This window comes from Gardnerella lacydonensis (assembly GCF_048545055.1).
Taxonomy (GTDB): Bacteria; Actinomycetota; Actinomycetes; order Actinomycetales; family Bifidobacteriaceae; genus Bifidobacterium; species Bifidobacterium vaginale_C.
Map to the genome: position 1 here is coordinate 143,157 of NZ_JBKQXT010000002.1, position 12,883 is coordinate 156,039.

Sequence of the window (12,883 nt, forward strand, 5' to 3'; positions counted from 1 at the left end):
TATGTCTACCTTCATTGGTGTACTAAACCAGTTTAGTTCATTGTTGGAAAATAGAAAAGAAAATAGTAGTTAATTTCTAAAATTCATTGGCATGTTTGAAGACACGCCGATAAGTCCAAAGGTGTACAATGATGCAATGTGAACAAACTAAAGCGCTTTAGATGATTATGATTTCTAAATAAAACCTAATAATCAATAAACGCACTAATTATTATAAACTTCGAAGGAGAGGTTGCCAATGTTCTTATTGCCAAAGCAGCAGCTGGATCGTTGTAATCGTGTAATGCAGCAGCGAGTGAAGCCATACATTCATTCTGTTGTATCGCATTGTAATTTGCGTTCTTATGATATTCCGGGAGAGCCTATCCCTGCTGACTCTTTTATTAAACAAGTGAAGTCTGGATTGATTGACTTTACTCCATTTAACGTTCCTGGTGTTTGGGGAACAACTTGGAGCACAACGTGGTTTGAGATATCAGGGTCGATTGATCTTTCAAAGGTAAAGGGTCGTAAAGTTGAGCTAAATGTTGATCTTGGATGGCTTTCTTCGCGTGGTCCTGGTTTTCAATCAGAAGGATTGGTGTATCGTGCAGACGGTACTGCTATAAAGACAGCTAATCCTCGTAATTCTTGGATTCCATTAATTGATTCAGATGGTACTAGTAATATCGATCTGGATAACGATGGTAATTTTATTCTATACATGGAAGCTGCATCAAATCCATATGTTGAAGGACCTACTCCATTTTCTCCTACGGATTTAGGTGAGTGTGCGACTGGAAATACAGAATGCCAATATATGTTGAAATATGTTGACGTTACCGTTTTTAATCGTAATATTTTTGATTATTATATGGATCTTGAGACTGTAAGTTCTTTGATGCGAGAATTGAATGACGATAATCCGCGTTACTGGAAACTAGCTAAAGCTTTACAGCGCTCCTTAAATGCATATGATGAACATGATTCTTCTACTATTCAAAATGCTCGTAATATGTTGTCTAATGTATTAAGTCAGCCTGCGGCGGCAAGTTCTCTAAGGCATATTGCTGTTGGGCATGCTCATATTGACTCAGCATGGTTGTGGCCTGTGCGTGAGACTCATAGAAAGGTTGCACGCACAGTATCTAACGTTTTAGCTCTTATGGATGAGGATCCTGATTTTACTTATGCTATGAGTTCTGCCCAACAATATGAGTGGCTGGAAAACGAACATCCTGATTTGTTTGAGCGTATGAAAAATAGGATTAAGGAAGGACGTTTTATACCTGTTGGAGGTATGTGGGTTGAATCTGATGGTATGATGCCGTGCGGCGAATCTTTAATTCGCCAAATGACTTTTGGTAAGCGCTATTTTAAGGAACATCTTGGTGTTGAGCCGCATGGCATTTGGCTTCCAGACAGTTTTGGTTATACTGGTGCATGGCCTCAACTCGCTCGTCGCGCCGGTTTTGATTGGTTTTTAACTCAAAAGATTTCCTGGAATGATACCACTAAATTCCCTCATCATTCCTTCCTTTGGGAGGGAGTGGACGGGTCTAGGATTTTAACTCATTTCCCGCCATCTGATACATATTGTTCTCCTGTGAGCATGCATGAGTTGATTTATTCTCAGCGCAATTTCTTGGATAAAGATTTATCTGATCATGCAATATTGTTGTACGGTTTTGGTGACGGCGGTGGCGGACCTACTCGTGAAATGACTGCTCGCATTAGGCGTGATCGCAATTTAGAGGGTGCTCCTAGAGTTGATTTCGGCACTCCTGATGAGTTGTTTGAAAAAATACGCGAAGATATTGTTGATGATTCAAATGGTGATACACCAGTATTCAAGGGTGAGCTGTATTTAGAGTTGCACAGGAAAACTCTTACTTCTCAGCAAGATATGAAGCGTTATTGCCGCATGGAGGAATCATTGTTGCGCGTGGCTGAATATCTTGTTGTTTTAGCTCGAGTGTATGCGCCAGAATATCGTTTCAATAACGATGAGCTTACTAGAATTTGGAAGACTTTATTATTGAACCAGTTCCATGATATTCTTCCGGGTTCTGCTATTGCATGGGTTTGTCGTCAAGCTAGAGAGGAATATCAGAGAGATATTGCTAGGTTACATGAGCTTATAGATGGTTTAGTCAATGCAATACATGATGTTAATCCTACGATAAAGTTGCTTCGAAATGCGAAAATACTTACGTATGATAGTTCTAGAAAAGGTTCATGGTCACTTTCTAGTGCTGAATCGCATGAACAATTAAAAGCGAAAGAGACGGAAATTCATCAGGGTGATGATGGGATTGTAGAATTAGTTAATAACAGATTGCATATTACTGTTCAGCCTGATGGGACTATAACTTCTATTAAGGATATTGCGTTAAACCGCGAACTTATTCCTAGCGGCTCTAGAATGGGACGTTATGAGCTTTTGAAGGATCAACCGTTCCATTGGGATGCGTGGGATATTCAGCGTGATGCATTTTTGACTAGTTCTCCTATTGATGACTCGTCAATTGAATCTGTAAGTCATCTGGAAACTGGTGGAGCTATTGTGCAAACGGTTGCTCGTCATGGTTCTGTTGTGATTCATACTGTTATTACTTTGCAACCAGATTCGAAGAATGTTGATTTTAAGGCAAATGTTGAATGGTGTACGTCTGAGCAGTTCCTGAAAGTTGATGTTCCATTATCTGTGTGTAGTATGAAAGCCCAGTATGAGTGCCAGTATGGCTTGGTTGAACGACCAATAGCAAAAAATACTCGTAGTGATGATGCGAAATTTGAAAGTTGCACTCACCGTTTCGTACGTGTTTCTGACTCGTCCTATTCTTTGGCTGTTGTGAATGCGTCAACTTATGGTTCTGATGTGAGTCCAATCTGCAAAGATGATATGCTATCATCCAATGGAACTATGGTTCGTTTATCTCTGCTCTCGTCTCCTTTGTATCCAGATCCGCATACTGATCAGGGTTCACATGAATTCGCTTGGTCTGTGGTTGCAGATGCTGATATTGATAGTGTTCTTGAGCAATCTTCTAGACTTAATTCGCCTGTTATACATGAGTTGCCTGATATTTCATCTATTATTTCGTTGTTGAATGTCAGTGGCTCTATTGTAATCGATTGGATTAAACTGGCTGATGATTGTTCTGGAGATATTATTGTTCGGCTTTATGAAGCATCTGGTGGATATGCATATGGTGATATAAGTCTCTCGAAAGATATTTCTAACTGTCAGTTGCAGGAGGTTGACCTTATGGAAGAGCCTAAAATGCATGGTATGAATCATGGTTTGTATTTTGAGAACAATTCATGGCATGTGTCACTTAAGCCGTTCCAGCTGTGTACTATTCGTATTCATCGTGATTAGTACTTATAGTAGTTCGTATTTATTGAGATTGGTGGTATAGGTGGATAATTACATGTCTATGTAATTATTTTGTGATTATGATTGTGTGGCAAATGGTGGATTCTGTTTGTCACACAATCATATGACTCTAATTAATATATAAATCTTTTATAAAAATATTGAATTGTTAAAGGAGGTGTGTTATTCTAACAACTAAAGCGCTTTAGTTAAGCTGGTGATAATTTGGTTTACGCTAAGTCTTGAATAAAGTGCTTCTAATTAAAATCTCGAAGCTGAGGTGTGGATATCCCTTTTTAAGGCGTATCTTAGTGTCTTTTACTTGAAGATTGAGTTTATTCATAGAAAGGAAAAATGTATGTTTTCAATGAAGAAAATCGCTGCCATTGTAGGCTGTGTCTCAATGGCGCTTGCTGCAACAGCATGTGGAAGCGCGAATAATGCCAATGGAGTAAAAGAGATTACTTTCCAAACTTGGAATCTTAAAAACGAAAAGTATACTCCATACTTTACCTCTCTTATTTCCGAGTATGAGAAATCTCATCCTAATGTAAAGATTAAGTGGGCTGATCAGCCATCTGATGGTTATGAGGATAAACTTTCAACTCAGGCTGCAGCAGGAGAACTTCCAGACATTGTTGACGGTCCAAGCTCTATTCTTTATGGCTTAGCAAAAGCAGGTGCTTTAATTAATCTTTCCAAGAAAGCACCTGAATTGAAGAAAAAGTATTATGAAGGTGCATGGAAATCCTCAGTACTTAAAGGAAATGGTATTGAAGAAGGTTCTTACGGAGTCCCATGGTACGTTAACGATGGTCCAACATATTGGAATACTGAGTTAATGCAAAAATGTGGTCTAGATTCTAAGAAGATTCCTACTACTTGGGATGAATACTTTGCTGCAGGAAAGAAAGTTGCAGCCACTTGCAAAGGTGTTTATCTTGGTACAACAATGGGCAGCAATACTGAAGATTATGTCACTGCTGGTGCACAAATTTTGAATAAAGATCACACCAAGTATATTTTCAACAGTAAAGCTGGCGTGAAGCAATTGCAGAACTTTGTTGATTTGTACAAAGAAGGTGCTATCCCACCTGAGGCTTTGAACTCTTCTTGGAGTCAGCAAGCTGATTTCTTCCAGAGAGGTAACTTAGTTACTATGGGTGGTTCTGCATACTCTGCTGATGGATTTAAGAAGAATGCTCCTGACTTGTATCCTAAGTTGGACGTTGGTCCTCGTATCACTAACGATGGTATTTCTGCTTCGCTTTCTTTCGAGCTCCTTGGAATTAGTTCAAAGTCTAAGTATCCAGATGAGGCTATTGATTTTGCTCGTTTCGTTACCAACGTTAAGAATCAGGTTGATTTCGATAAGAAGGCTGCTGTGTTCCCATCTGCAAAGGGCGGACTTGATGATCCATACTTCAGCAGCTTAGATGACCACACTCTTGAAGGTAAAGCTCTTAAGATTACTCTTGATCAGGTTAGAAGAGGATATTCTTCTCGACCAGCAGAATTTACAGATGCTAATGGTTACGGCAACCTTCAAGCTCAGGCAGCTTTAGCTATGCAAGGCAAGCAAACCGCAAAAGAAGCGCTTGACAAGGCTGCTAAGTTCGCTACCGAAAGGCTACAGCGTTGAGTAATAAGAAACTCTTCGCCAATGGTGAGTCAGAGTCGAATTTCAACTCTGACTCACCTAGGACATTGCAGAAATTAGGCGAATTAGTAAAAAAGCAATGTCATAAAATAAATAAAACTAGCAATGCTGGTAGAAAGAGAAGTATTTTTAAGATTTTAGCTCCATATTTGTTTGTTCTTCCAGCATTTTGTATTGTTTTTGTGTTCATAATAATTGCGGCGTTGCATACTTTTAAGCTTGCTTTTACTAACGCTACTTTATTAAGCGATGGGCATTTTGTGGGTTTAGATAATTTCGTCAGATTATTTAAGGACGAATATTTCGTGACTGCATTAATTAACTCATCGTTATATGTAGTATGCGTGGTTCCTTTTATGGTTATTCTTCCTTTGATTCTTGCGAATCTGGTAAAAGGAAATTCACGTATTATGGGATTTTTCAGAACATCATTCTACATGCCAGTTGTAATGTCTGCTGTAGTAGTTGGTATGATTTGGACGAATCTCTTAGATTCTAGTGGATTAGTGAACTCTGTTTTGAAAGCAGCACATATAATAGATAGCTCAATACCATTTTTGACTGATCGTTGGGGAATTTTATTTAGCTCAATGTTTGTTACTATATGGTTAGGTTTAGGCTATTACATGGTAATTTATTTGACCGCGCTGGCAAATATTAATAAATCTTTGTATGAAGCTGCAGATCTTGATGGTGCTGGAGCAATACGTAAATTTATTTCAGTTACTATGCCAGGAGTACGTGGAACGATGTGGTTAATTACTATGCTTTCAACGATTTCCGCATTTCGCGTGTTCAATGAAGTCTATGTGTTGACCAATGGAACAGCTGGTCCTGGTGGAATGGATATAACAATGTCCATGTTAATTAAGCGCGAAGGTACTGGAATATATGCTCGTACTGGTTATGCAAGCGCTATATCTCTAGTTGTTCTTGTAATTGTTAGTACCTTCCTAATTATTCAAAGGTTTGTTGAAAAGCGAGGCGAACGTTAATGAAACAAAGACATTCTACAAGGGTAACTATTGTTAAAACGTTTCAATACCTTGTATTGATTTTGATGTTCTTGCTTCTTGTTGGTCCATTTGTTTGGGAATTATCTCTTTCTTTTAAAGGAAGGGGAGATAACGTTTATGCTGTTCCTCCGTATTTAATACCAAAGACGCCAACATTGGATAATTATCGGTCTGTGTTTAAGCAAGTACCAGTTTTTAGGTATATTATTAATACCTTGATTGTTGCTGTTATATCTATCGCAGGTAACGTAATTTTTTCCACAATGGCAGGATATGCACTTGGACGTCTTAAGTGGAAAGGGCGTAGTCTGGTATATTCCATATTTATTGGAACTATGGTTATACCTCTTGAAGGTGTTATGATTTCGCAGTTCATCATTATACGTAATATGAATTTGCAGAATACGTTGCTTGCTGTTGCTCTACCAGGGTTGTGTGGTGCAATAAATATTTTGTTGATGACTAATGCATTTAAATCAATTCCTAAAGAATTAGAAGAATCAGCTATGGTAGATGGTGCTAATTTGTGGCAGAGATTCTTATATATTTGTGTTCCTCAAGTTAAAGGAACTATGACAGTTATTGGTATTTTTGCATTCGTTGGATCTTGGAATGACTTCTTGTGGCCGTTAATAGTGATTTCGGATGAGAAGCAGTACACACTTACTCTGGGAATGAACAGATTAAAAGGTATGTTTATTCAAGATCCACGACTTATTGCAGCTGGTGCATTAGTTTCACTTATTCCAATAATAATAATGTTCTGCTGCTTCCAGAAGTACTTCTTCCGTGGTCTTGAACAGGGTGGAATTAAAGGATAATTTGTTCGTTATTGAATCAATTTATAACATCAGTTTAAGTTAGTAATGACTTACAACAATGTTGTTGTTTGTAAAAAAGGATAATTGGCAATGAGATTTGGAGTAAATTACACGCCTTCACATGATTGGTTTCATGCTTGGCTTAATCCGAATTGGGAATCTATTAGTAGTGATTTTAAGCAAATTAGTTCTCTCGGCTTAGATCATGTGAGAATTTTTCCAATATGGCCATATATGCAGCCTAATCGAACGTGGATTAATCGTAAAGCTCTTGACGATTTACGCAAAATGGTGCATATAGCTGGCGATAATGGTTTAGATGTTTATGTTGATATTTTGCAAGGTCATTTATCTAGCTTTGATTTTTTGCCTTCTTGGATAGTTACTTGGCATTCTGGGAATATGTTTGTAGATCCCGATGCGGTAAATGCTGAATGTAACCTTATTCGCGCAGTAAATGATGAGCTTGCAGAGGAGAGTGCGTTTAAAGGTTTGACGCTTGGTAATGAAGTTAATCAGTTATCTGATGATCCTCATCCTACAAAAATGAATGCAACTTCTGCTCAGATTGATACTTGGCTTGATACATTGCTTTTTTCTGCTAAGCAAAATGGAAGAATATCATTATGCAGTGTTAATGATGGTACTTGGTTTATTAATAATCATCCATTTACTCCTATGCAGTTAGCTAATAAGGGAGATATGACTGTTGTTCATTCATGGATTTTTAATGGAATGGCGCAGGGTTATGGATCTACTAGCGAAGAATGTGCATCTTATAGTCTGTATTTGTCGGAGCTTGCTCAAGCTTTTGCGATGAACGAGAATAGAAGGGTTTGGTTGCAAGAAATAGGAGCTCCAGAAAACGTGTTAGACCATGATTCTGTACCTGATTTTTGCAGAAAGAGTATAGAATATGCTTTAGATTGCCGAAGTATGTGGGGAATAACATGGTGGTGTTCGCATGATGTTCCTAAGAGTATGTCTGATTTTCCTGAGTTTGAACATTCTCTCGGTCTATTTGATGAAAGCGGGAAGATAAAACCAGCTGGAAATATAATTTCGGAATTTGCTGCTGAATATAAGAATTATTCTTGTATTGACAATGTTAAGAGTAAGAATGTTGCCATTGTTGTTCCAGTTGATTGCGATGGTAATCCAACGAATCGTAGTTCTTGTGGTCCAGGAGGTTCAATCTGCGATTTGTGGATGAAATATCAGATGCAAGGTTTAAGACCAACGATTATTACGTCAAAGATTTCTGAGGATAAAGATAAGCTGTCTGCTTTAGGTATAGATACGTTACTTAAAGAGGATAAAACATATTCTTGTAGATTCTATACTGCTGTATCAGATTCATCTATTGAAGAAAATTTGTAAGCTTTATTTATTTCAGCTGCATTTTGACTAGTATATTACTGTCCTTTAGTGTAAATACTATAGAATAAGGCTAGAGCCCATAAAATTTCGGTTCTGCTTATTTTTGTATACTTTGCGTGCATGTGATTTATGTATTACTGCATCATTGTAGTTAAATAATTGGAGATAAGTTATGGACTCTGATTCCAACTGTTGTTGTGAGCATTCAAAGCAGAAACAGCTTCGCATTAGTTTGAAAGATATTGCTTCTGAGCTTGGCATTTCGCAGACGGCTGTGTCTTTTGCGATTAATGACAAGCCTGGTGTGTCTGCTGAGACTAAAAAGAAAGTTAATGAAGCTGCAATGAAGTTGGGTTGGAGACCAGTTTATGCTGCTCAAGCTTTGGGTTCTTCTCGCACAATGACTATTGGATTTGCCCCGACTAGATCTTATGATGAGTTAAAAGATGAATCTTTTATGCTTCATTTTATGGCAGGTGCACAAGCCTCATTAAGTAAAAGACGGTATGGATTATTGTATCAGCCATGCTCTTCTATGAAGGAAGAATTGGCAACATATGAGGATTGGGCGTCTAGAAAACGTGTGGATGGTGTTATTCTTGTAAATCTGCAAGATAATGATCCTCGTCCAGCTAGATTGAAAGAACTTGGTCTTTTTGCAGTGCTTGCTGGAGGTCCAGTAGACAGTGATTGGTTGTTGTCGCTTTCGATTGATGATTCGCAAGTTATGGGGTGTATCCTCGATAATTTATTAGAGTCAGGGCATAAACGTATAGCTTATATATCTGGAGACTCCTCACTTATGTACAGTAAATATAGGCAGAAGTCGTTCCAAATGTTTGCTGCAGAAAAAAATCTTGATAAGATATGCGTTGAATATACTGGGTTTAAGCCAGAAAATGCGGCTAGGATAACTATGGATTTATTGACTCAAGAAGATCCTCCTACTGCATTTATTTATGAGACCGAGATTTTAGCTATAGCAAGTTTGAAAGCTATGACAGAGTATTTAATAAAGCGAGATTATGAAGAGAACACTCATAGATATTATCCATATAAATTGCCCGCTATAGTAAGCTTTGAAGATAGTTTTATATGCGAATCTTCATATCCTTCTATAACTTCTGTTCAGCGAGATGCTAGTGAATATGGTTCAAAAGTGGCAAATTTGTTGTTAAAAGTTATAGATGGTGAAAATGTTAAAGGTGATAGAAAGATTCTCACGCCACGTTTAGTTTTGCGAGATAGTACGTTGTTGTATAAAAGGTAATTCTACAACACGTTGATTTTGGAACAATTGCGTAATCTACAGAGTAAAGTAACTATTGTCTCAATATTCTTTCTAAATATACTTTTTCTCACAGTCCTAGTCTTTTTATATACCAATCCAATACTTCTCGTATCCTGTACAAGTCCGCCGTTTTACCTATTGATTCCCAACGATTTTGATATTGTATGAACCATTCGTTCAAATTTGTTTTAAAAGATTTTGCTTCAGCTATAGTAAATCTCTGGTTTAGTATGTACAACCCTAATTGGTTGAGCAGTTGTTGACCTTGAATGTTTAAAATGCTAGTGCGTATAAAATTTTTGTTTATATTTTCACAGTTTGTATTTTCACATTTTATATTTTCGCTGCAAGCATTTATATCGTAGATGCTCTTTGAGCATTCTGATAGAGTGCGATTATGTTCTTTAGCATTTAATATTTGTGCTTCTCTTTCATTTAAGAATCGTCTTCTTGCTTGTTCTAGGGAAGTGTTTTTTGGATATCCTAATGAAAATAGTACATCTTCGTTTGCTATATTTTCGTTGTTGTATTCAAGTTCTTTGAATTGCACAGCGTCAGACCAGCTGAATGCTTGTGCATGAGATGCTTGTTTAATAATGTTAAGTAAGTTTGAGTTTGTTCCGTTAGTAAATACATTACTTACCTTGTTTATTAAATCTTTTTTTGTAATATTATTAGATTTCCAAGCATATTCCGATGATATTATTACATACGGAAGTGAGAGTATGGGATCGTTTATATGTCCATAATCTCCCCAATCAGTTAGCAAAAATCCTAATACATGATTTTTGTGCCCATATTCACATGTTTTGGATATGTTACTTATAGCAGAGTCAAAATCTGGTATAAGCCTATTCCAAGATTGTGTGCCAGGGCATACGTATTGATCGCGATTCTGACTGTTTATTAGTTTTGTATTGTATTCGTTCACGTTTGCTGAGTAATCCCAATTTGCAAAAATAACATTTTTTGGAATATCAGCTAATAACTCTGGGTGTTTTATTGCAATATCAGCATACATTATTGGCTGCAAACCCAATTCGTGTAATTTTTCACATAGCTTTTTAATATAGGATGAATAAAGATTTGCCACTCCTATTTTTTCAGCAACATTTTTACTTTCACCGCACCCAAGGTCAAAGGTCTCATCGGCGCCAATATTAAACTTATTAGATTTAAATAGTGATGCATAATCTTTAATCCTTTTAGATATAAACGGTATAGTGTTAGGATTAGTAGGATTTAGAGTATGATGCATCATTCTTTCAACAAAACTGAAGGGTCTTTCTGCTTGTTCTGGGAATTCGCCAAGGTGTTTATACGAATTGCTTCTTAGTATTTCATACATGTGTCCAAAAGTTGCAAGTGTTGGAACTAGTTCTATTCCTCTTGCATAGCAGTATTCATCTAGATCGATAATCTCATTACAAGTTAATGGTGAATGTCCAATCCAGGATTCAATTGTGTCATCTAAATCGATAACATGTTCTACGTATAGTTGAAGTTGATTATATTTGTATAGGCTTAACTGGTCTACTAAAGTTTTTAACCATGAAAGTTTTGGCACTCTTCCTCTTGAAACATCATAAGAATATGCTCTTACAGGTATTTCTGGAAAGTCTTGAATTTGTAATGATGGCAGTATTAGACCATATTGCATAATTAGTTGTCTTATAGTTTGTATTGCAAAGCATATACTCGCTATGCTCCCAGCTTCTATATTTACAAGTGTTTGATTGGTCGAGATTTTAGATGAAATTTTATATTCTTGAATGCGTAGATTTTTGTTAATAGCTGCCGATATGGCGCTTTTATATCCTTCTCCGTAGCTAATGCTCCAGTTGCAATTGTGATTGTTTTTCAAATCTTCACATAGCTGTTTTGCTGCTGTAGTTATTCTTAAGTCTGGTTTAATATTTATGAAACTAATATGACTTGATTGTGGAAGCGTAATAGTATCTTTTGCGTATATTGATATATTTTGTGGTGAAGGTATTATTTCGATATTTGAATTGTCGATTTTCATTTTGTGCTTCTTTGCTACTAGTTTTTACATTAATTTTTTGTTTATTGCTTCTTTGCTTTTTATATTTTAGAGATGCATGATTCTATTTTGAATTACTGATATACATTCTCCTATAAGAGTTATGTCATTGTTGCAAGTGCATCTTCTTACTGTGCAAGGATGTTTTGGACTGTATGGACCATATTCTTGTATTGCTTTTTCTGTAGAGCTTATAAATACCTTATTTACAATGTCGGATGGTCCATAAATTACCACGTCTGTTAGGTCTAAAAGATTAATTGTTGTTGTGAGAGCTTTTCCTAAATAATTACCTGCCTCCGCTAATATATCTTCTGGTTTTCTGTTTGATGTAAACATTTTTCTATGCAGTGTTTCCGCGGAAATATATGTTTCTAAACAACCTTTTTTGCCGCATGAACAATCTGGTCCTTGTGGATCTACTGTAATATGACCAATTTCTCCTGCAGAATTATTTATTCCAGTGATAATAGCATCGTTTATTAATATTGATGCGCCAACACCTAACGATAACTGTATAAATATTGTATTTGGTACGCCGTTGCCGAAGAATCTTTCGGCTAGTAATGCGCTATTCGTGTCATGATCAACGATAATTGGACAATTAAAATGCTTAATCAACTCTTCTTTAATGTTTATATTTTCCCACTGAAGATTCGATGAGCGAACTACTTTTCCTTCATTATCTACGATTCCAGGTACAGCAATTCCTATTCCGAGTATGTGATTATTTGAATTATTTATTAGAGTTTTGCAAACTTCTATAATTTTTTCACAGTTCGCATCTGTGCTTTTATATAACGATATTTCCGATCTTTTTAATATATCTCCGCACAGATTAACAACAGCTCCTTGTATGAGACAAGGCTGTGAAAGATCTATAGTTATAATGTTCCAATAGTTTGCGTCTACTTCGAGTAGTGTACCTTTTTTACCTCTTTCTATTTTTGACTCTTGACCACTTTCTACTAATATGTGGTCTTCAAGCATTTCGTACACAACGGTTGAAATAGATGCTTTTGATAATTTTGTTTTTCTTACGAGCATAGCTCTAGAAAGTATTTGTTTTGGGAATAAATAGTTGAATATTAGCATTCTGTTATTTATTCTTGCGTCGGCAGGTATGGTTTTTTGAGACACTGTCATTAATTGATTAATCATTGGTTTCGATATTGTTTTTATGCTCATGTCATCATTCCGCTTTTAATTCCCATTGTTTTATACATGGTATTCTATCAGATAAATATATAGTTTGGAATATATACTAAAACATGTTTTTGTAAAATATTTTCTAATTTTATTTTTTATGT

8 protein-coding genes are annotated in these 12,883 nt (G+C 36.4%); 6 read left to right on the top strand and 2 right to left on the bottom strand.

The window, feature by feature from the left end:
* Window positions 1–238: 238 nt before the first annotated feature.
* The 6 genes from ACJV45_RS02630 to ACJV45_RS02655 all read left to right on the top strand — a co-directional run bounded on the left by ACJV45_RS02630 (window position 239) and on the right by ACJV45_RS02655 (window position 9,508).
* On the top strand, window positions 239–3,364 hold the full coding sequence (locus ACJV45_RS02630; RefSeq protein WP_419397592.1) for an alpha-mannosidase: 3,126 nt from the start codon (window positions 239–241) through the stop codon (window positions 3,362–3,364).
* Window positions 3,365–3,719: 355 nt separating this feature from the next.
* Complete coding sequence (locus ACJV45_RS02635) at window positions 3,720–5,003, top strand: ABC transporter substrate-binding protein (protein WP_004120793.1); 1,284 nt, start codon at window positions 3,720–3,722, stop codon at window positions 5,001–5,003.
* On the top strand, window positions 5,000–6,016 hold the full coding sequence (locus ACJV45_RS02640; RefSeq protein ID WP_004120791.1) for a carbohydrate ABC transporter permease: 1,017 nt from the start codon (window positions 5,000–5,002) through the stop codon (window positions 6,014–6,016). Before ACJV45_RS02635 ends, ACJV45_RS02640 begins: the two co-directional genes overlap by 4 nt.
* Entirely contained in the window at window positions 6,016–6,858 is an 843-nt protein-coding gene (locus ACJV45_RS02645; protein WP_004120788.1) for a carbohydrate ABC transporter permease, read from the top strand. Before ACJV45_RS02640 ends, ACJV45_RS02645 begins: the two co-directional genes overlap by 1 nt.
* Window positions 6,859–6,948: 90 nt before the next feature.
* The gene (locus ACJV45_RS02650) at window positions 6,949–8,238 is read left to right on the top strand and encodes a glycoside hydrolase 5 family protein (RefSeq protein ID WP_004120785.1); all 1,290 of its coding nucleotides are present in this window, start codon (window positions 6,949–6,951) and stop codon (window positions 8,236–8,238) included.
* A gap of 172 nt (window positions 8,239–8,410) precedes the next feature.
* A complete protein-coding gene (locus ACJV45_RS02655; RefSeq protein ID WP_004126066.1) occupies window positions 8,411–9,508 on the top strand; it encodes a LacI family DNA-binding transcriptional regulator in 1,098 nt (365 codons plus the stop codon).
* An 88-nt stretch (window positions 9,509–9,596) separates the two neighbouring features.
* Here the strand turns inward: ACJV45_RS02655 and ACJV45_RS02660 are convergent, their stop codons facing one another.
* Window positions 9,597–11,555: a beta-N-acetylhexosaminidase gene (locus ACJV45_RS02660; protein ID WP_419397593.1), complete on the bottom strand. Its 1,959-nt coding sequence runs from the start codon at window positions 11,553–11,555 to the stop codon at window positions 9,597–9,599.
* 66 nt (window positions 11,556–11,621) lie between these two features.
* Window positions 11,622–12,761: an ROK family protein gene (locus ACJV45_RS02665; protein WP_016813891.1), complete on the bottom strand. Its 1,140-nt coding sequence runs from the start codon at window positions 12,759–12,761 to the stop codon at window positions 11,622–11,624.
* Window positions 12,762–12,883 lie beyond the last annotated feature (122 nt).

What these genes read in the sequence shown, in the direction of transcription:
- ACJV45_RS02665 (WP_016813891.1), bottom strand. Translation starts at nt 12,761, where the DNA reads ATGAGCATAAAAACAATATCGAAACCAATGATTAATCAATTAATGACA.
- ACJV45_RS02650 (WP_004120785.1), top strand. Translation starts at nt 6,949, where the DNA reads ATGAGATTTGGAGTAAATTACACGCCTTCACATGATTGGTTTCATGCT.
- ACJV45_RS02655 (WP_004126066.1), top strand. Translation starts at nt 8,411, where the DNA reads ATGGACTCTGATTCCAACTGTTGTTGTGAGCATTCAAAGCAGAAACAG.
- ACJV45_RS02630 (WP_419397592.1), top strand. Translation starts at nt 239, where the DNA reads ATGTTCTTATTGCCAAAGCAGCAGCTGGATCGTTGTAATCGTGTAATG.
- ACJV45_RS02660 (WP_419397593.1), bottom strand. Translation starts at nt 11,555, where the DNA reads ATGAAAATCGACAATTCAAATATCGAAATAATACCTTCACCACAAAAT.
- ACJV45_RS02635 (WP_004120793.1), top strand. Translation starts at nt 3,720, where the DNA reads ATGTTTTCAATGAAGAAAATCGCTGCCATTGTAGGCTGTGTCTCAATG.
- ACJV45_RS02645 (WP_004120788.1), top strand. Translation starts at nt 6,016, where the DNA reads ATGAAACAAAGACATTCTACAAGGGTAACTATTGTTAAAACGTTTCAA.